Source organism: Neisseria sp. LACPHL-SPEC-2024-00856 (genome assembly GCF_047915665.1).
In the GTDB taxonomy this organism is placed as follows: domain Bacteria; phylum Pseudomonadota; class Gammaproteobacteria; order Burkholderiales; family Neisseriaceae; genus Neisseria; species Neisseria polysaccharea.
Genome location: NZ_JBLRPR010000008.1, coordinates 83,067 through 108,349, shown reverse-complemented (window position 1 = coordinate 108,349; position 25,283 = coordinate 83,067). Strand labels below are relative to the sequence as shown.

The window sequence follows — 25,283 nt, the reverse complement described above, 5'->3', positions numbered from 1 at the left end:
TTCGTCAGCAGCGAAGAAGCGAACTATACGCTTGAAGACGTATACGGTCAATACTTTCAGCGGGATTTTTTTTGGGGAAATTCGTCATATCCCTGTCGGATAAGGGTTTTTATTTCCGCCAAACGCTGTGCCACCTCCAATAATCCCTTCCTCCCCCTCCTCTGACTGGTGCGCCTTTGTGAATATGCCGTCTGAAACTCGAGGCTTCAGACGGCATCTGTTGGCTCTTCTTATCTTTTCAGAATGATTTCCAATACGAACTTGCTGCCCATATAGGCAATCATAAGGCTGACAAATCCGATGATGGTCCACACGGCGGCTTTTTTGCCGCGCCATGCGGTCATGCTGTGCTTGAGCAGCAGTCCGCCGTAAATCAGCCATGACAATATGCCGAATACGGTTTTATGGGTAAAGGTCATGGGTTTGCCGAATACGGCTTCGGCGAAGAATGTGCCGCTGACGACGGAATAGGTCAGCAGGATGAAACCTGCCCACATGACCTGGAACATGAGTTTTTCCAAACTGAGCAGCGACGGCAGGAATCCTGCGAGCTTGGAGAAGTTCCTGCGGTGCAGGCTCCGATTCAGCAGCAGGGTCAAAACGGACAATAATGTTGCGATGCCGAACAGCCCGTATGCGAGCAGCGAAGTTCCGATATGCAGCATAAAGGGAAGGTCGGTAATTTCATATCCCGAGAATTTTCCAGGAAAAACCAAACCTGACAGCAGCATCAGTGCAGCGCAAGGATACAGCAGCAACTGCACTCCGCGCAGCGGATAAAAGAAGCTGCCGGCAAAATAAATAAACAGCATCATCCAAACAATCAGGCTGCCGGAATACCCGAAGCCCATAATGATGATTTTGTCTTGAATGACCGGCATAAGCAGTGCCGCGCCGTGGACGGTCAATGCCGCGCCCAAAACCGGCAATTCCGTCTTCCACGGGTAATCTCGGCCGCGCCCCTGCTGTTGGCAGTGCCATGCAAATGCACCCAATCCTGCGTAAACCGCCGTCAAAAAGATGAAAACTGTCGGCATGGTGGACTTTCTCTAATCTATACTGTTGCGCCGTATGCGGCCGCTTATGAAATATTGGAACTTTTAACGTTGGAATTGTAAAATCCCCGTTTCGGGCAAGCCTTGACGGATTTGCCGATATGCTGTCCGGCACACAAGCCGCATCAAATTATTTTGATTTTATTTTAACAAAGAATGCCCCTGATGGGGCAAGCTATTCTTATTCAGACCAAGGACCAGTATGTTAGACAATTTAACCAGCCGCTTCAGCAATGTCTTCAAAAACATCCGCGGGCAAGCCAAACTGACCGAAGACAATATTAAAGAAGCCTTGCGCGAGGTTCGTCTTGCCCTGCTTGAGGCGGATGTTGCCCTGCCTGTCGTCAAAGAGTTCGTCAACAACGTCAAAGAAAAGGCCCTCGGTCAGGAAGTGGCGGGCAGCCTGACGCCGGATCAGGCATTTATCGGCGTGGTCAACCAAGCCTTAGTCGAACTGATGGGCAAGGAAAACAAAACGCTGGATTTGTCGGTTTCACCGCCTGCCATTGTTTTGATGGCCGGTTTGCAGGGCGCAGGCAAGACGACGACCGTCGGCAAACTCGCCCGCCTGTTGAAAAACGATCAGAAGAAAAAAGTTTTGGTGGTATCGGCCGACGTTTACCGCCCTGCCGCGATTGAGCAGCTGCGTCTGTTAGCCGAACAGGTCGGCGTGGATTTTTTCCCGTCCGATACCAACCAAAAACCGGTTGAGATTGCAACTGCCGCCGTCGATTACGCCAAAAAACATTTTTACGATGTCTTGATGGTCGATACCGCAGGCCGTTTGGCAATCGATGAAGAGATGATGAACGAAATCAAAGCGCTTCATGCGGCGGTCAATCCGGTGGAAACTTTGTTCGTCATCGATGCCATGTTGGGTCAGGATGCGGTGAACACTGCTCAGGCATTTAATGAAGCTCTGCCGCTGACCGGTGTCGTATTAACCAAGATGGACGGCGACTCGCGCGGCGGCGCAGCTTTGTCCGTGCGCCACGTAACCGGCAAACCGATTAAATTTATCGGTGTCGGCGAAAAAATCAACGGCCTCGAACCTTTCCACCCCGACCGTCTTGCCAGCCGTATCCTCGGTATGGGTGATGTATTGACCTTGATTGAAGACGTTCAAAAAGGTATTGATGAAGAAGCCGCCGCCAAAATGGCGAAAAAGCTGCAAAAAGGCAAAGGCTTCGACCTCAACGACTTTAAAGAACAAATCCAGCAAATGCGCAATATGGGCGGCTTGGAAAGCCTGATGTCGAAAATGCCGGGCGAACTGGGTCAAATCTCGAAACAAATCCCCGAAGGCACGGCTGAAAAAGCGATGGGCAAAGTCGAAGCCATCATCAACTCGATGACTCCAAAAGAACGCGCCAACCCTGCCCTGCTCAAAGCCAGCCGCAAACGCCGTATTGCAATGGGTGCGGGCACGACCGTGCAGGAAGTGAACAAATTGCTCAAACAGTTTGAACAAATGCAGCAGATGATGAAGATGTTCAGCAGGAAAGGCTTGGGCAACCTGATGCGTATGGCGAAAGGAATGAGGGGGATGAAAGGGATGTTCCCGGGTTTGTAAGGTTTGAAAACGGATGCCGTCTGAACCGATTTTCAGGCGGCATTTTGTCTGCTACCATATCCGCGTGCCATCTTGCATCATTTTAAAACAGGGCGGCGCGCCTTTTCTTAAATTTCCGAATAGCCGAACTGCCTGCCCGTGCGACAATCCCGCACCGGCAAAATCAGTCGGTTGTTCAAAAAAGCCCCACGGTCGGGGCAGTATGCGGGGGAGTGCCTTGTGCCTGCCCCACTTTCTTAAACCATAAAGGAAACATTATGAACCGTCGTCAATTTTTGGGCAGTGCCGCTGCCGTCTCCCTGGCTTCCGCCGCTTCTTTCGCGCGTGCACACGGACACGCCGACCACCATCATCATCACGATATGCAGCCTGCCGCCGCATCCGCCTACACCGCCGTCCGCCAAACTGCCGCACACTGTCTGGATGCCGGACAGGTTTGCCTGACCCACTGCCTGTCCCTGCTTACCCAGGGCGATACGTCTATGGCCGATTGCGCGGTTGCCGTGCGCCAAATGCTTGCCCTATGCGGTGCGTTGCACGACCTTGCCGCACAAAATTCCCCTCTGACACGCGACGCGGCAAAAGTATGCCTCGAAGCATGCAAACAATGTTCCAAAGCCTGTAAAGAACATGCCGCCCACCACGCGGAATGCAAAGCCTGTTACGAGTCCTGCCTCGACTGTATCAAAGAATGCGAAAAACTCGTTGCCTGATACTGAAAAATGCCGTCTGAATCCTTTTCAGACGGCATTTTTTTGACCGAGAAACTATGCGCCGAACACTTTCAAACGTTCTGCAACGGGTTGGAACGTTTTTTCTCCGGCAGGCGCACCGATTCCCCCGACGACCATTTGCGCGCGCAACAGCCAGTTTTCGGGGATATTCCACGCTTTGGCAATCGCCGCATCGGGCAAGGGATTGTAATGTTGCAGGTTTGCACCTACGCCGACCACGGCAAGTGTCGTCCAGACGGCATACTGTACCATAGCGTTCGCCTGGTCCGCCCAAACGGGAAAGTTAGCGGCATAAGCAGGGAACTGCTCCTGCAAACCTTTGACAACATTTTGATCTTCATAAAACAAAATAGTTGCCGCACCCGCCTTAAACAGCTTCAATTTTTGCGCGGTCGGTTCAAAACTATCGGCAGGCACGACGGCACGCAGCGCGTCTTCGACAAATTGCCACACTTTGTCGTGCTCTTCGCCAAACAGCACGACTACACGGGCAGATTGGGAATTAAACGAAGAAGGCGTGTGCAAAACGGCGTGTTCGACGATTTGGACGATTTCATCTTTGCCGACGGGCAGGTTTTTATTTAGCGAATAAACGGAACGGCGGCTTTCCGCAGCCTGTTGCAGAGATTGACGGGTCATTTCTTTTCCTCAAAAACATTCAACAAAATACACTTTAGGCAGTCCGGTTCAGGCTTTACGCTTAAAAAACAGCCTGTCCAGCGACCATGCTCCGCCGCCCGCCGCCGCGATATAGAGGAATACGAAGCAGAACAGCACTGCGGACTCGCCGCCGTTGGCAATCGGGAACAAAGCATTTCCGGAAGCGTGCGCCATAAAATAGGCAACCGCCATCTGGCCGGACAAAACAAACGCGGCAGGGCGCGTAAACAAGCCCAACACCAGCAAAATGCCGCCGACAATTTCTAAAATACCGGCAAGCAGCATCAACCCTTCGGGCGAACCGCTGCCCATTTCAATGGGGAAGGCGAAGAATTTTGCCGTACCGTGCAACAAAAATAGGTAGGCGGTTACGATACGCAAAACAGAAAGCAGAACAGGTTGGATACGGTTGCAGCAATTAGACATAAAAGCTCCTTCGATATTTGTCTTCATTTCAGGCGGCAGAGTATAGATGTTTCCCCTTTTCAAATATATACTGCTTTTATTGATACAACTTTTCCACACAAGAAAATATGGACACCCTGTTCAGCCTCAAGGTTTTCCGCCAAGTCGTCCAAAGCGGCGGCTTCACACGCGCCGCCGACGCGCTCGGCATCTCCACCGCAATGGCAAGCAAACACGTCAGCCACTTGGAAAACACCGTCCAAGCCAAACTCCTGCACCGCAACAGCCGCAACCTCAGCCTGACCGAAGCCGGGGAAGAATACTACCGGCAATGCAGTTACGCGCTCGACACGCTCGACGATGCCGCGCAAAAAGCCGCCGGGGGGACGGAAAAACCGCAGGGGCTGCTGCGCGTAACGATGCCGCTGTGGTTTGCCGGCAGCCTGATATGCAACTGGCTGGCAGAATACCGCGAACGTTATCCCGAAGTAACATTAGAACTGATTTTGGACAACCGCCACGTCGATTTGATTGCTGAAGGCGTGGATTTGGCGTTGCGCGTTTCCCAAACCCTGTCCCCGTCGCTGATTGCGCGCCCGCTGGCGGAAATCGAATTTGCCCTGCTTGCCTCGCCCGACTTCCTGAGGCGCAACGGCGTGCCGGAAACGCCGGAAGAAGTGGCGGGGCTGCCCGCCGTCCTGCCGACCTACACCAACCAGCAGAAACTTGACCTCACCCGCAAATCGGACGGCAAAAAATACCGGCTTGAGCTGACCCCCGTCATCCGTACCGACAACACGCTGATGATGCGCGAAATGATTAAGGCGGGCGCGTGCATCGGTTATCAGCCGCTTTGGGCGGCGGAACACGATTTGCGTTGCGGTACGCTGGTGCGCCTGCTACCCGAATATACCGTCCCGACCGACCGCCTGAATGCCGTTTATGCGGACAGGGCATTCTTAAGCGCGAAAGTCCGCAGCTTCATCGATTTTCTGAACGAAAAAATCGCCAGCAGGAAAGGCTGCCGAAATGCCGTCTGAAACCGCCCGCCCCCTTTATGCGGACACGCGCGCCGCGCGCACGCTCGTCTGGTTCCGCCAAAACCTCCGCATCCGCGACAACGCCGCCTTATGCGCCGCCGTTGCCGAAGGTTCGCCCATTATCGGTATTTGGATTGACGATGCCGAAACAGACAACCCTCGCCGCGCCGCGTTCTACCGCCAATCCGCCGCCGAACTCGCCCAAGGGCTTGCAGGGCGCGGCATTCCGTTCTATACGGCGGCATCGCCTGCCGGGCTCGTCCGGCTCGCCGTCCACCTCAATATCCGCGCCGTCATCGCCGACGAATCCCATACTTTTGCCGACAAACTCGCCGACAACGCCCTTTGGCACGAATTGGACAAACACGGCATCGCGTTAACCTTCGTCAACGACCGTTCCGTTTTCGGCAAAACCGACCTGATACCCGACGGCGGCACGGCATATGCCGATTTCGACCGCTACCGCGAAGTATGGCTCGACTGCTTTTCCAAGCACCCCCCCGCCGATTCGGACCTATTCGCGGCATACCGCCAACCCCTCCCCGAAAACCTGCCCGCCCCGCAGCCTGCCGCGTTTTCAGACGGCATCTTCCCAATACGGCACGGCGGCAGCTCTGCAGCATGGAAGCAGTGGCAGACCTTTCTCAAACAGGCAGATTTTTATGATGTATTAAAAGATTTTCCTTCGCGCAAACACACATCACTGATGAGTGCCTATCTGAATGCAGGCTGCCTTTCGCCGAGGCTGTTGGCACGGGAAGGCATCAGGTACCGCTTGGATTCGTGGACGGACAACCTGATCCGCCGCGACTTCTTCCTTCAGCTTGCCTTGCAGCACGCGGATGATGCCCCTTCAGACGGCAATCCGGAAAATACCCGATATCTGGCACTCTGGCAGCAGGGACAGACCGGGATCCCGATTATCGATGCCTCTATGCGCTGCCTATATAAGACGGGCGGCCTCCATCCCATACTGCGCCGGCTGTGCGCCGACTTCCTATGCCATACGCTTCGCGTACCTCGTCATGAAGGCGAAGCATGGTTTGCCCGACAGCTGACCGATTTCGATGCAGCAATCAACCAAGGCAACTGGCGGCTTGCCGCCTCACGGCACACCTACCCCGACATTGCCGCCGCCGCACACAAGACCGACCCCGACGGCACCTTTGTCAGACGGCACATCCCCGAGCTTGCCCACCTGCCGGCAGCAGTCATCCATACCCCGTGGCGCGCCGCCGGCAGCATCGACACCCACGGCTATCCCGCCCATCCTGTCGCCGGTATTCCCTAAGCGGTACGGCAACCTAAAACAAATGCCGTCTGAACTTCCGTTTCAGACGGCATTTTGCCCGAATGACTCAATATCTTCCGCTTTTTTCACTTTCAATAATCAGATATGCCCAAATCACCGCCACCCAAGCCGACACCGTTCCCATCGCCAGCAAAAAATGCTGCCAATCCGTCATCGGCGGCACAGGGCAACGGCTGCATTCGATTTCCGCACCGCCCAACAACCGGTACAGCAGCATATCCGCAATCCAAAGCAACAACGGGTATTTCAAACGCCGCAACCAAAAAACCAACCACGTCCGCACGATTTGCCTTCCCCCATTCCGACAACGATATTGTACCGCTTCCGTGCAATGTTAAAATATAGTGGATTAACAAAAACCGGTACGGCGTTGCCTCGCCTTAGCTCAAAGAGAACGATTCTCTAAGGTGCCGAAGCACCAAGTGAATCGGTTCCGTACTATCTGTACTGTCTGCGGCTTCGTCGCCTTGTCCTGATTTTTGTTAATCCACTATAAGCCCACTTCTACCGCCGTACAAAACGCTATGCTCACCGATTTAGAAAAAAACGCCATCCGCGACCATTACCAAAACATCGGCAAAAACCTGCCCGGTTTCCGTCCGCGCGCTTCGCAGCGGGAAATGATTGCGGCGGTTGCCAACGCTTTTTCGCGGACGTTGACGCGTGAAGAAGGCGAAGAAGCACCCAAGCGCGAGGGCGAGAGCATTGCCGTAATCGAAGGGCCGACCGGCGTGGGTAAATCGTTGGCCTATCTTTTGGCCGGCGGCATTATGGCGCAAACGCGCGGCAAGCGGCTGATTGTGAGCAGCGCGACGGTGGCTTTGCAGGAGCAGTTGGTTGACCGCGATTTGCCGTTTCTGGTCGAAAAAAGCGGTTTGGAGTTGAGCTTTGCGCTTGCCAAAGGGCGCGGCCGTTATCTTTGTCCGCACAAACTCTATCAACTGACGCAAAACAACGCCCAGCAAAACCTGCTTGGTTTTGAAGCGCCGGAAGTGTTGTGGGACAGCAAGCCCAAGCCCGAAGAATTGAAGCTGCTGCGCGACATTGCCGACGAATTTTCCGCCCGCCGCTTTAATGGCGACCGCGATGCCTGGCCGGAAAAAATCGATGACGCGATTTGGCTCAAAGTTACCAACGACCGCCACGGCTGCCTGAAAGCCGCCTGTCCCAACCGCGCCGAATGCCCGTTTTACCTGGCACGCGATATGTTGGAAACCGTCGATGTCGTCGTTGCCAACCACGATCTTCTGCTCGCCGACATCAGTATGGGCGGCGGCGTGATTCTGCCCGCGCCCGAAAACAGTTTCTATTGCATAGACGAAGCGCACCATCTGCCCAAAAAAGCCCTCAGCCGCTTTGCCGCCGAACATTCATGGAATATTGCCGTTTGGACGCTGGAAAAACTGCCGCAGCTGACCGGCAAAATTGCCGCGCTGACCGACAAAGCCGAACTTGCCAACCTTGCCGACGAAGCCGCCGCATCATTGCTCGACAGCCTGCACGAATGGCAGTTCCATTTGGCGGAAGAGCCGTCTTTGAGCTTGGGGCCGTCTGAAAACGACAGGCGGAAACACAACGAACCGACTTGGCTGTGGGAAGACGGCAAAATCCCCGAAGGCCTGGAAACCACCGTTTCCAACACCGCCATTGCCGCACGCAGCCTGCTCAAACACGTTATCGGGCTGAACGATGCGCTTTCCGCCGCACGCCGCGAAAAAGAGCAGGACGGCGCGCTCATCGACCGCCTGACCGGCGATTTCGGCCTTTTTATCGCCCGTATCGAACAAATCAGCGCGGTTTGGGATTTGCTCTCCACTGTCCCCCTCGAGGGTGAAGAACCGCTGGCAAAATGGATAACCCGCCGCGCCGACGACAAAAACGACTACATTTTCAACGCCAGTCCCATCAGCAGCGCGTCCCACCTTGCCAACAGCCTGTGGCGGCGCGCGGCAGGCGCGGTGCTGACCTCCGCCACCCTGCAATCCTTGGGCAACTTTAACCTGATGCTGCGCCAAACCGGGCTGCAATGGCTGCCCGAAACCACCACCCTCGCCCTCAAAAGCCCCTTTGACTTTGAAAAACAGGGCGAACTCTACATCCCTCCCATATACGCCAGCCCCAAAGACCCCGAAGCCCACACCGCCGCCATCATCGAGTGGCTGCCCAAGCTCATTTCGCCCACTGAAGCCATCGGCACACTCGTCCTGTTTTCCTCGCGCAAACAAATGCAGGATGTCGCCCTGCGCCTGCCCGGAGACTACCTGCCGCTCTTGCTCGTACAAGGCGAATTACCCAAAGCCGTCCTCCTGCAAAAACACCACCAGGCTATAGAAGAAGGCAAAGCCAGCATCATCTTCGGACTCGACAGCTTTGCCGAAGGACTCGACCTGCCCGGCACCGCCTGCGTGCAAGTCATCATCGCCAAACTCCCCTTCGCCATGCCCGACAACCCCATCGAAAAAACCCAAAACCGCTGGATAGAACAGCGCGGCGGCAACCCCTTCATCGAAATCACCGTCCCCGAAGCCGGCATCAAACTCATCCAGGCCGTCGGCCGCCTCATCCGCACCGAACAAGACTACGGCCGCGTAACCATCCTCGACAACCGCATTAAAACACAGCGGTACGGCCAACAATTATTAGCCGGCCTGCCACCGTTTAAAAGGATAGGGTAAACCTACCGCCCTTCCCGCAACAGAAAGGAAAAGTCATGAACTTCACCCGACTGCTCAACCAAGTCTTAAGCACGGTTCAAAAAAAAGGCAACACATTCTCCGACAGCCCGCTCAATTCATTCGGCGGAGGCGCGCTGGTTGCCGGTGTCGCCTCCATGCTGCTGAACGGTAAAAACCGCAAAACCATTACCAAAATCGGTTCGACCGCCGCTTTGGGCTACCTCGCCTACTGGGGCTATCAGATGTGGCAGCAAAACAAAGGGCAGGCAACCGTAACACAAAGCGATTTCCAACCTGCCGGAGAAACTGAAGAAACATACAGCCGCACCGTATTGCGCACCATGATAGCTGCCGCCGCTTCAGACGGCATGATAGACGAAGCCGAACGCCGGACTATCGAACAGGAAAGCGGCACAGACCCCGAAACTGCCGCATGGCTCGCCGCCGAATACCGCCTTCCCGCAAGCATCGAAGACATCGCCGCCGCCGTCGGCAACGATGAGGCGTTGGCGGCGGAGGCCTATCTGGCGGCAAGACTGGTCTGTGCCGATTTGTCGCGGAAAGAAACCGTCTTCCTCGCCCGCCTGTCGCAAGCTTTGGAACTGGATGACAATCTGGTGGAAAACTTGGAAAGGCAATTGGGGTTTTGATTAAAAACTCCCTCCCGCAGGGGAGGGAAAAGCATTAAGAGAACAGTTATTTCCAACCACTGTCTCTCAAAACAGCAAATGAGAACCGTCCGCCGACCCGAACGGGAAACGGTACACGGCGGCATACGACGGCACAAACGATATCGGACGGCAAGGCAGGTTACTGTAATGCGTTGGCGTGTGAATGCTTGAGCAAGCTTTCATGTTTGTGGAATTCCCGCCCCATATAATAAGAACCGAAATAGGTCAGGTGGTCTTGGTCGCCGTAAAGATAGCGGCCGTGTATTTCGACCGTGTTTTCAGGAAGGTATTTCTGTGCGTCAACCCAATGCACATTGGGGATATCTTTAACCAAATCAAATACCGCCTGATTGCTCTTTTCAATATTACCCATGGCTTGAATAGGTTGGAGATATTGGTTTATAGCAAATCTTTTCAATTTTTCCTCCCTCAAGGGCGAACGGCTGATTGATGCATTATTCGCAAAAACATATACGGGTTTGACGGCGGCTATCCTTATGTCCCGGTATTTTAAAAATGCCGTCTGAACGCGCGTTCAGACGGCATCGGTTTCAATAAACGCTCAAATCCGTTTCGCCAACGCTTCCGCCTTGCCCACATACAGTGCGGGGGTCAGCTCAAGCAATTTGGCTTTGGCTTCGGCGGGGATTTCCAGCGATCCGATGAAGACTTTCAGCACTTCGGGCGTAATGCCGCCTTTGCCGCGCGTCAGGTCTTTCAGCTTCTCGTAAGGATTGGCCACGCCGTAACGGCGCATCACGGTTTGAATCGGCTCGGCGAGCAGCTCCCAAGTGGCATCCAAATCGGCGGCAAGCGCGGCAGGGTTCGGCTCGAGCTTGTTCAGACCGCGCAGATGGGCGGCAAAGCCCAATACGGTATAGCCCACGCCTACGCCCATATTACGCAATACGGTGCTGTCGGTCAGGTCGCGCTGCCAACGGGAAATCGGCAGTTTTTCGGACAAAAAGCCCAATACGGCGTTAGACATGCCGAGGTTGCCTTCGGAGTTTTCAAAGTCTATGGGGTTGACTTTGTGCGGCATTGTGGAAGAACCGACTTCGCCCGCTTTGACTTTTTGTTTGAAATAGCCCAAAGAAATATAACCCCAAACGTCGCGGTTAAAGTCGATGAGAATTGTGTTGATGCGGCTGAGGGTTTGGAAAAACTCCGCCATATAGTCGTGCGGCTCGATTTGGATGGTGTAGGGGTTGAAGGTCAGGCCGAGGCTGATTTCGACGAAGTTGCGGCAGTGGGTTTCCCAATCTACATCAGGATAGGCGACCATGTGGGCGTTGTAGTTGCCGACCGCGCCGTTGATTTTGCCGAGGAACTCTTGCGCTTGCAGGATTTTGAACTGGCGTTGCAGGCGGTACACAACATTGGCGATTTCTTTACCCAGTGTGCTTGGTGTAGCAGGCTGGCCATGCGTGCGGCTCATCATCGGGACGGCGGCAAGGTCGTGCGCCATAGCGGTGAGTTTGCCGATGATTTCGGCAAGTTTGGGCAGGATGACGGTTTCGCGCGCTTCTTGCAGCATTAAAGCGTGGGACAGGTTGTTGATGTCTTCGCTGGTGCAGGCGAAGTGGATGAACTCGCTCACGGCGGCGACTTCCGGCACTTCGGCAAAACGTTTTTTCAGCCAATATTCGATGGCTTTGACATCATGATTGGTCGTGGCTTCGATGGCTTTGACGGCGGCCGCGTCTTCAAGTGAGAAGTTTTCAATCACCGTGTCGATTTCGGCAAGCGTTTCGGCACTGAAGGGCGGCACTTCGACAATCTTCGGCTCGGCGGCAAGGGCTTTGAGCCAGTTTAATTCGACTTTGACGCGCGCCTTCATCAGGCCGTATTCGGAAAAAATCGGGCGCAATGCTTCAACGGATTGGGCATAACGGCCGTCTAAAGGGGAAAGCGAGGCGATGGGGTTGATCATATCGGCATCCTGTTCGGAAAAGACATTAAAAATTGTTAAATTGTTTGCAATTATACATCACTCTCAGGACGCTATGCCGTCTGAAGCCCGTTTTCCGACAGATACGCAACGATTTCTTCTTCATCGTCCGATATGGCAAACAAAGAGGCTGCCCCTTCGGAAATCAGACCGCGCGCCAAAAGCTGCGCGTTTATCCACTCCGCCAAGCCCGACCAAAACGCCCTTCCGACCAAAACGACCGGACGCGGCGGCACTTTGCCCGTCTGCACCAAAGTCAGGATTTCAAACAATTCGTCCAGCGTCCCGAAGCCGCCCGGCATCACGACATAAGCTTGGGAATGGCTGAAAAACGCCGCCTTGCGTTCGGCAAAACGGGAAAACTGCAAGGCGATGTCCTGATACGGATTCGGTTTCTGCTCGTGCGGCAAAACAATGTTCAGCCCCACCGAAACCGACTTCCCTGCAAACGCGCCCTTGTTTGCCGCCTCCATAATCCCCGGCCCGCCGCCCGAAATGACGGCAATGCCCGAATCTGACAGCCGCCGCGCCAGACGACAGGCGAACGCATAATCCGTATGATTCTGCGGCGTGCGCGCACTGCCGAAGATACTGACTGCCGGAAACACGCCCGCCAATGCTTCGTCTGCCTGCCGGCGTTCGGCATCGTAACGCGCCTGCTCCGGCACACGGTTTACATTCTCCATTCCGTCCTCCGTTCAAAAACGGCGATTGTACCCCGTCAAAAACGTATAGTGGATTAACAAAAATCAGGACAAGGCGACGAAGCCGCAGACAGTACAAATAGTACGGAACCGATTCACTTGGTGCTTCAGCACCTTAGAGAATCGTTCTCTTTGAGCTAAGGCGAGGTAACGCTGTACTGGTTTTTGTTAATCCACTATAACGCAAGCACCGCAAAGCCGCGCCAACCCTCCCCCAACCTTTTTTCAGACGGCATTTTCGGTAATCTGCTAAAATCGCCCGCTTGAGTTTCCACAGAAAAATCCGAAAAATGTTTCAACACACAGGACGGCACATAAAGCACCGCCCTATGTGTTGCCCTGATTTGGAAGGGGTTGCGCCCCTCCCAAATAAATTCTGATTCTACCGCCCTAAAGGTTGGGGTTTCAACCGAAAAGGAAACACGATGAATATCTTTTACGAAGAGTCCGGCCAATTCAAAGTTGCCTCCATCGTCCAAAAAAACGATGCCACCTACCAAGTCGATACCCAACACGGCAAACGCACCAAAGTGAAGGCAAACAACGTCTTTGCCGAGTTTGACGGCGATATGGCGGCGTTTTTGGAAAACGCGCAGGCACAGGCGGCGGACATCGACACCGATTTATTGTGGGAAGTATGCGGCGAAGAAGAATTTTCCGCCGAGGCGATTGCCGAAGAATATTACGGCCATGCACCGACCAAAACCGAGCTGGCGGCGACCTTGATTGCGCTGTACGCCGCGCCGATGTATTTCTACAAAAAAGCCAAAGGCGTGTTCAAAGCCGCGCCCGAAGAAACCTTAAAACAAGCGCTTGCCGCCATCGAACGCAAAAAACAGCAAGACGCGCAAATCGACGCTTGGGCGGAAGCCTTGAAACGCGGCGAGATGCCGTCTGAAATCGCGGCGGATTTGAAAACTATCTTACACGCGCCCGACAAGCAATCATTGACCTACAAAGCCTTTACCAAAGCCGCCGACGCATTGAAAACCTCCGCCTACGAATTGGCGAAAAAAACGGGCGGCATTACGTCCATTCCCCAATACCTGCAAGACGGGTTTGAAATCAAATACTTCCCCAAAGGAACAGGCTTCCCCGACCTTCCCCTTCCCGAAATGCCCGACCTGCCCAAAGCCGACGTTACCGCCTTTTCCATTGACGACGAATCGACCACCGAAGTGGACGACGCTTTAAGCCTGACCGATTTGGGCAACGGCATGAAGCGCGTCGGCATCCACATTGCCGCGCCGTCGCTTGCCATTAAACCGGGCGACAAAATGGAACAAGTCATTATGCAGCGGTTGAGTACGGTTTATTTTCCCAACGGCAAAATCACTATGCTGCCCGAAAACTGGATAGCCGCGTTCAGCCTTGATGCAGGCGCGTACCGTCCTGCCGTCAGCATTTATTTTGATGTGGACGGCGAGTTCAACGTCGGCGCACCGGCCTGCAAAATCGAAGCCGTCAACATCGCCGCAAACCTGCGTATCCAAGCCATCGAGCCGCATTTCAACGCCGAAACCGGCTTGGACGAAGCCGGCGAAATGATGTTCGCCCACCATCAAGACCTGATTTGGTTCTATCAATTCGCCACCGCCCTGCAAAAAGCACGCGGCAAATACGAGCCCGACCGTGCGCCGCAATACGATTACAGCATTGAATTGGATGAGGAAGGCAACGTCTCCGTCGTCCGCCGCGAACGCGGTTCACCCATCGATACGCTGGTCAGCGAGATGATGATTCTTGCCAACAGCACTTGGGCGCAAATGCTGGATGAAAACGGGCTGCCCGGCCTTTTCCGCGTCCAACCGGCAGGCAAAGTGCGCATGAGCACCAAATCCGAGCCGCATATCGGTATGGGTGTGCAGCATTACGGCTGGTTTACCTCGCCGCTGCGCCGCGCCGCCGACTACATCAACCAAAAGCAGCTGATCAGCCTGATCGACGACTCTGCCGAGCCGCTGTATCAAAACAGCGATGCCGAACTCTTCGCCGCCCTGCGCGACTTCGATGCCGCCTATACCGCCTACGCCGACTTCCAACGCCAAATGGAAGCCTACTGGAGCCTCGTCTATCTGCAACAGCAAGGCACGAGCGAGCTGACGGCTACTATCCTCAAAGAAGACCTCGTCCGCATCGAAGGCCTGCCGCTGACAACGCGCGCCAACGGCATCCCGTTTGACGCGCTGCCCAAATCACAGGCATTGTTCAAAATCACTGAATTGGATGCCGAGAAGCAGTTTGTCTCGCTCAACTACATCAAGGCAGCCGCACCCGCAGGCAAAACGGCAGGCAATGCCGTCTGAAGCCGTGATGCGGCAAACTCCGGCAACAAAAAACGGACGGCAAAAAGGCAAGATAAAATGTTATATAAATGTAAAATCAAAAAGTTAGATAACACCATTGAAGAGGCAGTATTGATTGAAATAAATGGTTATGAACTACATTGTTTTATATCATACTGCCCATTCAAAATATTTGAAAATCAATTTTATGAAGTGGAATTATCCTATGAAATCTTTAATGATTACATACTGGATAAATCAACTTCAAATATTGGATTTAGAAAAATAGATGATAGTTTCAAGTATGAAATAACGGCAGAATTAAGAAATAATCATCTAACCCTACAAAATATACAATTTGAAGAAGATGAGTATTTAATAAACTACTCTTATCTTGATAATTGTTTGGTTACATTAACGGTTGATAGAATAAGTGTTTCATTTATTAGAGAAATTCAGGCAGCCTGAAACCTGTTGTGGATACCGTTGGCAGTTTAGCGATTGGTTATGCCACAGGCGGCAATGCTGGGGCTTTTACTGGTGCGAATGCAGATTGGAATAATCGGCAGTTGCATTCGAGTGAATATAAATTAGCAGAACAATATGCAGACATAGTAGCTTCTCGTCTAAACATTTCAAAAGAAGAAGCACTTGGGCGAATTATTCGGCATATGCAACGAACCGTAGATTACGCAACAGCTAAAGCGGATAATTTCCGTACTGATGACGCCATTATTTCAATTTTAGGAGCAAACAATTTACCCAAGCAAGATCAACATTACACTAATCCGAACTACAACAAACAATACATTCAAAATTATGTTCGTGATTTCAATTTAGCCAATAAATACAATTATTTTATGCCGTCCGTTTTTACTTTTATCCCGATTTGTGGGACAAGTTTTCCAACTGCATCCCGTCAAAAAATTCCATTATTTTCAAATGATTAAAAGTTAAAAAGGTTGAATTTTTCTTAACAATCAAAAACATTGTTTGACGGAACATTAACTTAAAGAGCAGCCGGAAAACGAGCTTTTCGCCGTCCACCGGAAAACTTTTACGGCGTTTGTTTATTTTTTTCAATATGTTCCACCGCTTCGTCCGCCTGTCTGCCGCCGCAGTTTGAAAAAGCCGTGCCGCCCGAAGGTTGTCGGGACGGCACGGCTTTTCAGTCACGACCGTTTCAGCGGATGTCCACGTAGGCACCGGAATGCAGGTCGCGCAACAGGTCGGCGGTCGCACGCTCCGCCTTCTGTTGGAAAATATACTGGCGCACGGCGTTGCGGACGCGTTCCTGAGGCGTGCCGGCCTCGCGTACTTCGTTCAGCTTGATGATGTGCCAGCCGAACTGGGTGCGTACAGGCGCGCTGACTTGGCCGGGTTTGAGGCTGCGGACGGTTTCTTCAAAGGCGGGAACCATTACGCCGTCGGCAAACCAGCCCAAATCTCCGCCATTGCCCGCGCTCGCGTCTTGCGAATATTGGCGCGCCAGGCTGGAAAAGTCTGCACCGCTGCGTGCCTCTCCGTAGATTTTGCGGATGGTACTTTCTGCGCCGACGGCGGCGTTTTCGCTGTCGGCCTTAATCAGGATGTGTTGGGCGCGGTATTGGCGCATCGGCTCGCCTTCGGGCAGGGTAACGCCCTGTTTCTGCGCCTGTTCGATAAAGCGGTCGACCTCTGCCTCGTTTACCCGGCTGTTCTGCATCACTGCCTGCTGGCGGACTTTTTCGGCAATAATGCTGTCGGCAAGTTCGCGGCGTTGTTCGGCAGACAGGTTCTTAAGCGAGGGGTTTTGCGCGGCGACGGCGGCAATTTCTGCCTCGCCCGCCTGAATGTTGCGGCGTTTGCCCGCCTGTACGATCAGGGATTGGTTGACCAGCTGCATCAGTACTTGTTCGGTCAATGCCGTATCGCTGATTTGTACGCCTTTGGGCAGGTTTGCCTTGGCATCGGCAACAGCCTGTGCCAGCCTGCGGCGTGTGATGACTTCGTTGTCGGCAACGGCGGCGATGCCGTCTGAAAAGTGTATGCCGCCTTCCTGTTGCGCGGTTTCTTGGCGTGCCGTCTCCGCCGACTTGGCGGCTTTTGCGGCAGGTGCGGGTTTTGCCGCACGGGGTGCCGCTTGGCTGTAGGAGGCGCTCAGCAGTGCGGCGGCTATCATCAGGGTTTTTATCTTCATCGATATTTCCTTATCGGTTGGATTCCGCACTTGGGTTCGGCGGAATCGGGGTTGTTCGTCGGACGGCAGGTTCGTTGGAACAGGACGGGGATTCGGTCTGTTTACGGCTGCGTTCTGCGCCTGCCTGAAAGGTCCAGATTCGGGATATAGCCAGGTACGGCAATGTCCATCGCACCTTTGGGAACCCTGCCGATATTGCTCAAGTCTTTTAATTGCAGGGTAAGGAAGACGGCGTTTTTGTAGGTGTTCTCTCCGGTAACGTAACGTTGCGCATACATGCCGGCGCTCCAGCAGCCGCAACTGCTCCGATATTCGGCACCCGCCAGCATCTCTATCGGTTTTTTGGCTTCAAAACCGTAGTTATAGCGGGCGACGGCCGACAGGTTGCGCGTCAGCGGCCATTGTGCGGACAGATCGAGCTGGCTGAGTTTGTCGTAAAAATAGGAGCCGTCGGCCTGCAGGTAGATTTTTTCATTGCGCCCGTATTTGTAACGGGCGTTCAGCACTTTGCCCTGTGCAGGACGGTAGCTTGCACCGACGGCGTAGTTCTCGGCGCGTTTGTCGTTTTGGTTGTAGTGGATGCTGCTGTCGAGAGTGAAACGGCCGCCTATGCCGCCGGATGCGAATGCCACCCAGTCGGAACGGTTGCGCGGATTCCTGCCGATACTGCCGTCAAGCATGACTGCGTCGTTTTTGAAATAGAACTTCTGACCGATGCCGGCGCGGAACCGTTCTTCTCCGGTCGCGTTGTCGAGAATACGGCTCTGCACGGCAGCGGAAAGGCTGTTGGCGGCGTTGATGCGGTCGTTGCCGTAATAGAGGTTTTCGCGGAAAAGCTGCCCGTAGCCGAAGCTGCTTTCCGACGAATCAAAATTGGGCAGGTCGTTTTGGGATTTGGCAGGAATATAGTTGTAGAACAGGCGCGGCTCGAGGGTTTGCAGGACTTCCCCGCCGAACATCCGCGTATTGCGTTCGAAGGTCATGCCGCTGTCGATGTTGACGATGGGTAGAGTGCGGCTGACGCGTCGGGCTTCTTGGCTGCCGAAGCGGTTGAGGCTGTAATAGGTGGCGTGCAGTCCGAGTTTGGGACGGACGTAGCCCCAGCTGTTGCTGAAATCCCATTTGATGTCGGGATACACGACCAGTCGGCTGCCGTCTTGGCGGCTGTCGTGGCTGAAGCGGGTAAATTGTGCGGACACACCGATTTGCGCCCTGCCTGCGTTTTTATGCCAATCGGCGGAAAGGCGCGGCATCAGGGCATACGGTTTGTCTTTGTAGCCGCTTTGGTTTGCCAGCGTCTGGTATTTCTGAACCGAAAGGCCGGCATTCAGGCTGCCTCCCGCCGCCCTGCCGCCATAATCCAGCCATACGCGGCGGTTGAGGTTGACGTTGCCGGCGATTTCTTCGCTGCCGTAAAAGTCGCGGTAGTAGCCGCTGTCGGAGACTTGGTTGAAATCGACACCCGCCTGAAGCGTGTCGGAAATGTCGTGCCGGTGCTGCCATTTTGCCTGATAGCGGTTGTTCCTGCCGCTTTTCTTATCGTGCGGCAGCCAGGCCAGGTCGGCCTGTCCGCTGTAATCGGGACGCAGGTAACGGATTTGTCCGTCAAACATCGCACCGCGTTCGCCGATCACGCCGGGCGCGAACGTGGCATCGAAGTTGGGGGCAAGGTTGAAATAATAGGGAACGGAAAGGGAAACGCCGTCCGAACCGGCGGACAGTGTGGGAACGAGCAGGCCGCTTTTGCGGTTGCCGTCAAGCGGGAAGTCCGCCCAAGGGGTGTAGAAAATAGGAACGCCGCCGAACACGAAGGCGGCGTGTTTGGCAACGCCTATGCCTTTTTCCCGATCGGCTTCGACAGAGGCTGCCTTGACATACCAGCCAGCATCGCCGGCGGAACAGGTGTTGAATTGGGTTTCCGTCAGTTTGTAATGCCCTTCACCCAACATTTCGGCGGTGCGGCTGACGCTTTGCAGCCGCCGTCCGCCTTGTTCGGTTTCCATGCGGACGTTGTGCGCTTCGCCGGTCTGCTGCTCGAGATTGTAGGTCAGGGTTTCGCCCCGAATCAGCGTACCGTCCTGTTGGAGAGCGAACCGGTCGCCTACGGTAACGGTGTCGCCCGACTGGTCGTAATCCGCCCAATCGGCATTGAGGGTCGTCCGGTTGCGTTCGACGACGACGTTGCCTTCGGCACGCACCTGCACCTGCGACTGTCCTTCCATCCTGTCGGCAACAATGCGCGTATAGTCTTCGGGGATGGATGCTTCGCCGCTCCCTCGGACGGCGGCTTCGCCTGTTTCGGACCCGCCGCTTTCGTTACTGCAAAACAGGCAGGTCGAACCGAGGGTCAAATCGGAAGCTTGTGCGGATTCGGACGCGCCCTGCGCGCCGCCTTCTGCGATACGCCCGTCCGCCCCTTCCGCCGCAACGGTATCGGCGGCGCAATGCGTGCCGAAACAGAAGCCCAATGCCAACACCAGTGGTTTGAGTGAAAATAAACGAGCCAAAATCGCCCCTCGAGTCGGTTTACCGGTTAGAATAGCGTTTATTGTAACCTGAAATGCTTTAGTACTGTTATGCAACGACAAATCGAACTGAAAAATTGGCTTCAGACCATCTATCCCGAACGGGACTTCGATCTGACTTTTGCGGCGGCGGATGCTGATTTCCGCCGCTATTTCCGTGCAACGTTTTCAGACGGCAGCAGTGTCGTCTGCATGGATGCACCGCCCGACAAGATGAGTGTCGCACCTTATTTAAAAGTGCAGAAACTGTTTGACATGGTCAATGTGCCGCAGATATTGCACGCGGACACGGATTTGGGGTTTGTGGTATTGAACGACTTGGGCAATACGACGTTTTTAACCGCGATGCTTCGGGAACAGGGCGAGACGGCGCACAAAGTGCTGCTGCTGGAGGCCATCAGCGAGCTGGTCGAATTGCAAAAGGCAAGCCGTGAAGGGGTTTTGCCCGAATATGACCGTGAAACGATGTTGCGCGAAATCAACCTGTTCCCGGAATGGTTTGCCGCAAAAGAATTGGGACGCGAATTAACATTCAAACAACGCCAACTTTGGCAGCAAACCGTCGATACGCTGCTGCCGCCCCTGTTGGCGCAGCCCAAAGTCTATGTGCACCGCGACTTTATCGTCCGCAACCTGATGCTGACGCGCGGCAGGCCGGGCGTTTTAGACTTCCAAGACGCGCTTTACGGCCCGATTTCCTACGATTTGGTGTCGCTGTTGCGCGATGCCTTTATCGAATGGGAAGAAGAATTTGTCTTGGACTTGGTTATCCGCTACTGGGAAAAGGCGCGGGCTGCCGGCCTGCCCGTCCCTGAAGCGTTTGACGAGTTTTACCGCTGGTTCGAATGGATGGGCGTGCAGCGGCACTTGAAGGTTGCAGGCATCTTCGCACGCCTGTACTACCGCGACGGCAAAGACAAATACCGTCCGGAAATCCCGCGTTTCTTAAACTATCTGCGCCGCGTATCGCGCCGTTATGCCGAACTCGCCCCGCTCTACGCGCTCTTGGTCGAACTGGTCGGCGATGAAGAACTGGAAACGGGCTTTACATTTTAAACCCAATCAAAATGCCGTCTGAAAACCAAGTTTCAGACGGCATTTTCCAAACGGGCTTACTGCGCGGCTTTTTGTTCTTCGCGTACTTTGTCCGCCAAAAGGTCGATGGTGTTCATACCAGACTCCCAGTCGGCAAATTCGACTTTATATTTGCCGCCGACGATAACCGTGGGCGTACCGTCGATTTGGAAGGTTTCGGTCAGCTCCTGCATTTTGTCGGCGCGCGCCTGGCTTTCGGGAGATTCGTAGGCGGCAAGGACTTTTTTGCCGTCAAAGGCGGTTTGTTCGCCCAGCCATTTTTTGAGGACTTCCGGCTCTTGCAGCTTAATTTTCTGATTAACCATCGCATCGAAAATATGGCTGTTCGCCACATCTTTGCTGTCGGCGGCAGCCATATCGACGGCGGCGGCAAGGCGGGCGAGCGGCAGCATCTCTTTTTGCCAGACGACATGCTCGGTACGCAGGTACATATCGTCTTTAAAAGACTTGGCGTGTTTGCTCAAAACAGGTTCGAGGTGGGCGCAGTGCGGGCAGAAATAGCCGAAAAACTCAAGGACTTCAACCTTGCCTGCCTGCTGTTGGGGAATCGGGTTGGAAAGGACGGTATAGTTTTGCCCTTCGACCAGCCCTGCCGGGGCGGCGGCTGCCGAAGCGGCAGGCGCGCTGTCGGCGGGGACGCTGGTTTGGACTTTGCTGTCGCACGCGGCAAGGGCGAACAGGGCGGCAACGCCGAGGGCAAGGTGTCTGGATTTCATACGGCTCTCCGTGATGTTGGAAATAAATCGGATATTGGTATTTTATTGTATTTTCGCGTGTTGATACAGTTTGCTTCCGGAAAAGGAAGCTTTCGTATCGGGAAACCGGTTCGGACGGCATGAAACCCTATGCCGTCTGAACCGGTTTCTGTCGTACAATACGCGCCGTTGCCCCAAACGGGTACGACTGTTGAGGAACAATGATGAATATGCTTGGAGCTTTGGCAAAAGTCGGCAGCCTGACGATGGTGTCGCGCGTTTTGGGATTTGTGCGCGATACAGTCATTGCGCGCGCATTCGGCGCGGGCATGGCGACGGATGCGTTTTTTGTCGCGTTCAAACTGCCCAACCTGCTGCGCCGCGTGTTTGCGGAAGGGGCATTTGCCCAAGCGTTTGTGCCGATTTTGGCGGAATATAAGGAAACGCGTTCTAAAGAGGCGACGGAAGCTTTTATCCGCCATGTGGCGGGGATGCTGTCGTTTGTACTGGTCATCGTTACCGCGCTGGGCATACTTGCCGCGCCTTGGGTGATTTATGTTTCCGCACCCGGTTTTGCCAAAGATGCCGATAAATTTCAGCTCTCCATCGATTTGCTGCGGATTACGTTCCCCTATATCTTATTGATTTCACTTTCCTCTTTTGTCGGCTCAGTACTCAATTCCTATCATAAATTCAGCATTCCGGCGTTTACGCCCACGTTCCTGAACGTGTCGTTTATCGTATTCGCGCTGTTTTTCGTGCCGTATTTCGATCCTCCCGTTACCGCACTGGCATGGGCGGTTTTTGTCGGCGGTATTTTGCAGCTCGGCTTTCAGCTCCCTTGGTTGGCGAAACTGGGTTTTTTGAAACTGCCCAAACTGAATTTCAAAGATGCGGCGGTCAACCGCGTGATGAAACAGATGGCGCCTGCGATTTTGGGCGTGAGCGTAGCGCAAATTTCTTTGGTTATCAACACGATTTTCGCGTCTTATCTGCAATCCGGCAGCGTTTCGTGGATGTATTACGCCGACCGCCTGATGGAGCTGCCCGGCGGCGTGCTGGGGGCGGCACTCGGTACGATTTTGCTGCCGACTTTGTCCAAACACTCGGCAAACCAAGATACGGAACAGTTTTCCGCCCTGCTCGACTGGGGTTTGCGCCTGTGCATGCTGCTGACGCTGCCGGCGGCGGTCGGAATGGCGGTGTTGTCGTTCCCGCTGGTGGCGACTCTGTTTATGTACCGCGAATTTACGCTGTTTGACGCGCAGATGACGCAGCACGCGCTGATTGCCTATTCTTTCGGTTTAATCGGTTTGATTATGATTAAAGTGTTGGCACCCGGCTTCTATGCGCGGCAAAACATCAAAACACCCGTCAAAATCGCCATTTTCACGCTCATCTGCACGCAGTTGATGAACCTTGCCTTTATCGGCCCGTTGAAACACGCCGGGCTTTCGCTTGCCATCGGTTTGGGCGCGTGCATCAATGCCGGATTGTTGTTCTTCCTGTTACGCAGACACGGCATTTACCGGCCCGGCAAGGGTTGGGCGGCATTTTTGGCAAAAATGCTGCTCGCGCTCGCCGTAATGTGCGGCGGACTGTGGGCGGCGCAGGCTTGCCTGCCGTTTGAATGGGCGCACGCCGGCGGAATGCGGAAAGCGGGGCAGCTCTGCATCCTGATTGCCGTCGGCGGCGGACTGTATTTCGCATCTCTGGCGGCTTTGGGCTTCCGTCCGCGCCATTTCAAACGCGTGGAAAGCTGACCGGTGCGCCGCCTTTTGCCGGCAAACGCTTTTTCCGCGCCTATATTCGGGCGCGCATCCCCCGCGTCCGCACCGGCCGGACGGGCTGCCGCATCATCAATGCCGTCTGAAAACAGAAAAACCGATACCTTATGATTTTGACACCGCCGGACACACCGTTTTTCCTCCGCAACGGCAATGCCGATACGATTGCCGCCAAATTCCTGCAACGCCCCGCGCCCGCATACCGCCGAGAGCTGCTTCCCGACAGCACGGGTAAAACCAAAGTCGCCTACGACTTTTCAGACGGCATGTCGCCCGATGCGCCGCTGGTCGTGCTGTTTCACGGTTTGGAAGGAAGCAGCCGCAGCCATTACGCGGTCGAACTGATGCTTGCGGTACGCGATCGCGGTTGGCACGGCGTAGTCGTCCATTTCCGCAGCTGCGGCGGCATTGCGAACACCGCCCCGGTGTTCTACCACTTGGGCGATACCGCCGAAATCGCCTTTACTTTGGACACGCTCGCCGCGCGTTACCGTGAAATATACGCCGTCGGCGTATCGCTGGGCGGCAACGCGCTGGCAAAATATTTGGGCGAACAGGGCGAAAACGCGCTGCCGCAAGCCGCCGCCGTCATCTCCGCCCCCGTCGATGCAGAGGCGGCAGGCAGCCGCTTCGACAGCGGCATCACGCGGCTGCTCTACACGCGCTACTTCCTCCGCACCCTGATACCCAAAGCACGGTCGCTCCAAGGTTTTCAGACGGCATTTGCCGCAGGGTGCAAAACACTGGGCGAGTTTGACGACCGTTTCACCGCACCGCTGCACGGCTTTGCCGACCGGCACGACTACTACCGCCAAACTTCCTGCAAACCGCTGCTCAAACACGTTGCCAAACCGCTGCTGCTGCTCAATGCCGTCAACGACCCCTTCCTGCCGCCCGAAGCCCTGCCCCGCGCAGACGAAGTATCCGAAGCCGTTACCCTGTTCCAGCCGGCATATGGTGGTCATGTCGGCTTTGTCAGCAGCACCGGCAGCAGGCTGCACCTGCAATGGTTGCCGCAGACCGTCCTGTCCTATTTCGACAGCTTCCGTACAAACAGGCGTTAACGGTTTGATGCTAATATTCCCCCTTTCCCAGACGAATACGGAACCCGACATGACCGACATCCTCAATAAAATCCTTGCCACCAAAGCACGGGAAGTTGCCGCCCAAAAAGCCGCCGTCAACGCCGAACACATCCGCGCACTTGCCGCAGAAGCCGCGCCCGTCCGCAGCTTCATCGATTCGATACGCGGCAAACACCGCCTCAACCTGCCCGCCGTCATTGCCGAAATCAAAAAGGCAAGCCCGAGCAAGGGGTTAATCCGTCCGGACTTCCGACCTGCCGAGATTGCCCGCGCCTATGAAAACGCCGGAGCGGCGTGTTTGTCCGTACTGACCGACGAACCCTATTTCCAAGGTTCGCCCGAATACCTCAAACAAGCGCGCGAAGCCGTATCGCTGCCCGTGCTGCGCAAAGACTTCATCATCGACGAATATCAGGTTTATCAGGCGCGCGCATGGGGGGCGGATGCCGTCCTGCTGATTGCCGCAGCACTGGAACAGGAACAATTGGAACGCTTTGAAGCGGTGGCGCACGAATTGGGCATGACCGTCCTGCTCGAGCTGCACGACGAAACCGAATTGGAAAAATGCCGCAACCTGACCACGCCGTTGTGGGGCGTAAACAACCGCAACCTGAGGACTTTTGAAGTCTCCCTCGACCAAACCCTGTCGCTGCTGCCCGCGCTGGAAGGCAAAACCGTCGTAACCGAAAGCGGCATTACGGGTAAGGCGGATGTGGAATTTATGCAATCGCGCGGCGTGCACACCTTCCTGATCGGTGAAACGTTTATGCGTGCCGACGATATTGAAGCAGAAGTGGGCAAACTCTTCTAAATCCCGATTTCAGACGGCATATTGCCGCCGACCGACCAACA

21 protein-coding genes and 2 pseudogenes are annotated in these 25,283 nt (G+C 54.6%); 14 read left to right on the top strand and 9 right to left on the bottom strand.

Going from position 1 to position 25,283, the window contains the following annotated elements; translation table 11 throughout:
• Positions 1-230: 230 nt before the first annotated feature.
• Complete coding sequence (locus tag ACNAU7_RS08255; protein ID WP_416301920.1) at positions 231-1,037, bottom strand: cytochrome C assembly family protein; 807 nt, start codon at positions 1,035-1,037, stop codon at positions 231-233.
• Positions 1,038-1,257: 220 nt separating this feature from the next.
• Here ACNAU7_RS08255 and ffh point away from each other — a divergent pair, with 220 nt between their 5' ends.
• Together ffh and ACNAU7_RS08245 are read left to right on the top strand one after the other, a co-directional pair.
• A complete protein-coding gene (gene ffh / locus ACNAU7_RS08250) occupies positions 1,258-2,628 on the top strand; it encodes a signal recognition particle protein (protein ID WP_416301919.1) in 1,371 nt (456 codons plus the stop codon).
• 257 nt (positions 2,629-2,885) lie between these two features.
• Positions 2,886-3,341, top strand: a complete 456-nt coding sequence (locus ACNAU7_RS08245; protein ID WP_416301918.1) for a four-helix bundle copper-binding protein — start codon at positions 2,886-2,888, stop codon at positions 3,339-3,341.
• Positions 3,342-3,395: 54 nt separating this feature from the next.
• Here ACNAU7_RS08245 and ACNAU7_RS08240 read toward each other — a convergent pair whose 3' ends face one another.
• Positions 3,396-4,001 carry a nitroreductase family protein gene (locus ACNAU7_RS08240; protein ID WP_301669399.1) on the bottom strand — a complete coding sequence of 202 codons (606 nt, stop codon included), beginning with the start codon at positions 3,999-4,001 and terminating at the stop codon, positions 3,396-3,398.
• A 48-nt stretch (positions 4,002-4,049) separates the two neighbouring features.
• On the bottom strand, positions 4,050-4,448 hold the full coding sequence (locus ACNAU7_RS08235) for a DoxX family protein (RefSeq protein ID WP_118786425.1): 399 nt from the start codon (positions 4,446-4,448) through the stop codon (positions 4,050-4,052).
• Between the two features lie 107 nt (positions 4,449-4,555).
• Between ACNAU7_RS08235 and ACNAU7_RS08230 the strand changes: the two genes are divergently transcribed.
• From ACNAU7_RS08230 to ACNAU7_RS08210, 5 genes are all read left to right on the top strand, one after another.
• Entirely contained in the window at positions 4,556-5,467 is a 912-nt protein-coding gene (locus tag ACNAU7_RS08230) for a LysR family transcriptional regulator (protein ID WP_025458310.1), read from the top strand.
• Positions 5,457-6,758, top strand: coding sequence for an FAD-binding domain-containing protein (locus ACNAU7_RS08225; protein ID WP_416301917.1), 1,302 nt, complete (start codon positions 5,457-5,459; stop codon positions 6,756-6,758). The genes ACNAU7_RS08230 and ACNAU7_RS08225 overlap by 11 nt, the downstream gene beginning before the upstream one ends.
• 62 nt (positions 6,759-6,820) lie before the next feature.
• On the top strand, positions 6,821-7,117 hold the full coding sequence (locus tag ACNAU7_RS08220; RefSeq protein WP_416301916.1) for a hypothetical protein: 297 nt from the start codon (positions 6,821-6,823) through the stop codon (positions 7,115-7,117).
• Between the two features lie 186 nt (positions 7,118-7,303).
• Positions 7,304-9,454, top strand: coding sequence for an ATP-dependent DNA helicase DinG (dinG, locus tag ACNAU7_RS08215; RefSeq protein WP_416301915.1), 2,151 nt, complete (start codon positions 7,304-7,306; stop codon positions 9,452-9,454).
• 35 nt (positions 9,455-9,489) lie between these two features.
• Positions 9,490-10,104: a tellurite resistance TerB family protein gene (locus ACNAU7_RS08210; protein WP_416301914.1), complete on the top strand. Its 615-nt coding sequence runs from the start codon at positions 9,490-9,492 to the stop codon at positions 10,102-10,104.
• 160 nt (positions 10,105-10,264) lie between these two features.
• On the opposite strand, the pseudogene ACNAU7_RS08205 reads toward ACNAU7_RS08210, so the two are convergent.
• The 3 genes and pseudogenes from ACNAU7_RS08205 to ACNAU7_RS08195 all read right to left on the bottom strand — a co-directional run.
• Positions 10,265-10,621: pseudogene (locus ACNAU7_RS08205) on the bottom strand (SGNH hydrolase domain-containing protein); the annotation flags it as partial.
• A gap of 66 nt (positions 10,622-10,687) precedes the next feature.
• The gene (purB, locus tag ACNAU7_RS08200; RefSeq protein ID WP_416301913.1) at positions 10,688-12,058 is read right to left on the bottom strand and encodes an adenylosuccinate lyase; all 1,371 of its coding nucleotides are present in this window, start codon (positions 12,056-12,058) and stop codon (positions 10,688-10,690) included.
• A gap of 71 nt (positions 12,059-12,129) precedes the next feature.
• Entirely contained in the window at positions 12,130-12,762 is a 633-nt protein-coding gene (locus tag ACNAU7_RS08195; RefSeq protein ID WP_416301912.1) for a TIGR00730 family Rossman fold protein, read from the bottom strand.
• Positions 12,763-13,205: 443 nt separating this feature from the next.
• Between ACNAU7_RS08195 and ACNAU7_RS08190 the strand changes: the two genes are divergently transcribed.
• From ACNAU7_RS08190 to ACNAU7_RS08180, 3 genes and pseudogenes are all read left to right on the top strand, one after another.
• On the top strand, positions 13,206-15,086 hold the full coding sequence (locus ACNAU7_RS08190) for a ribonuclease catalytic domain-containing protein (protein ID WP_416301911.1): 1,881 nt from the start codon (positions 13,206-13,208) through the stop codon (positions 15,084-15,086).
• A 57-nt stretch (positions 15,087-15,143) separates the two neighbouring features.
• The gene (locus ACNAU7_RS08185) at positions 15,144-15,533 is read left to right on the top strand and encodes a hypothetical protein (RefSeq protein ID WP_416301910.1); all 390 of its coding nucleotides are present in this window, start codon (positions 15,144-15,146) and stop codon (positions 15,531-15,533) included.
• Positions 15,534-15,553: 20 nt separating this feature from the next.
• Positions 15,554-15,925 (top strand): annotated as a pseudogene (locus tag ACNAU7_RS08180) (hemagglutinin); the annotation flags it as partial.
• A gap of 323 nt (positions 15,926-16,248) precedes the next feature.
• Here ACNAU7_RS08180 and ACNAU7_RS08175 read toward each other — a convergent pair.
• Positions 16,249-17,244, bottom strand: coding sequence for a peptidylprolyl isomerase (locus ACNAU7_RS08175; protein WP_416301909.1), 996 nt, complete (start codon positions 17,242-17,244; stop codon positions 16,249-16,251).
• Positions 17,245-17,345: 101 nt separating this feature from the next.
• A complete protein-coding gene (locus ACNAU7_RS08170; RefSeq protein WP_416301908.1) occupies positions 17,346-19,751 on the bottom strand; it encodes an LPS-assembly protein LptD in 2,406 nt (801 codons plus the stop codon).
• 69 nt (positions 19,752-19,820) lie between these two features.
• Between ACNAU7_RS08170 and amgK the strand changes: the two genes are divergently transcribed.
• Positions 19,821-20,825, top strand: a complete 1,005-nt coding sequence (gene amgK, locus ACNAU7_RS08165; RefSeq protein WP_416301907.1) for an N-acetylmuramate/N-acetylglucosamine kinase AmgK — start codon at positions 19,821-19,823, stop codon at positions 20,823-20,825.
• A gap of 56 nt (positions 20,826-20,881) precedes the next feature.
• Here the strand turns inward: amgK and ACNAU7_RS08160 are convergent, their stop codons facing one another.
• The gene (locus ACNAU7_RS08160) at positions 20,882-21,580 is read right to left on the bottom strand and encodes a thiol:disulfide interchange protein DsbA/DsbL (protein ID WP_304679391.1); all 699 of its coding nucleotides are present in this window, start codon (positions 21,578-21,580) and stop codon (positions 20,882-20,884) included.
• A gap of 203 nt (positions 21,581-21,783) precedes the next feature.
• Here ACNAU7_RS08160 and murJ point away from each other — a divergent pair, with 203 nt between their 5' ends.
• The 3 genes from murJ (at position 21,784) to trpC (ending at position 25,242) form a co-directional block, all read left to right on the top strand.
• Positions 21,784-23,322: a murein biosynthesis integral membrane protein MurJ gene (murJ, locus tag ACNAU7_RS08155; protein ID WP_416301923.1), complete on the top strand. Its 1,539-nt coding sequence runs from the start codon at positions 21,784-21,786 to the stop codon at positions 23,320-23,322.
• A gap of 131 nt (positions 23,323-23,453) precedes the next feature.
• A complete protein-coding gene (locus ACNAU7_RS08150) occupies positions 23,454-24,410 on the top strand; it encodes a YheT family hydrolase (RefSeq protein ID WP_416301906.1) in 957 nt (318 codons plus the stop codon).
• Between the two features lie 49 nt (positions 24,411-24,459).
• Entirely contained in the window at positions 24,460-25,242 is a 783-nt protein-coding gene (gene trpC / locus ACNAU7_RS08145) for an indole-3-glycerol phosphate synthase TrpC (protein ID WP_416301905.1), read from the top strand.
• The last annotated feature ends 41 nt before the right edge of the window (positions 25,243-25,283 follow it).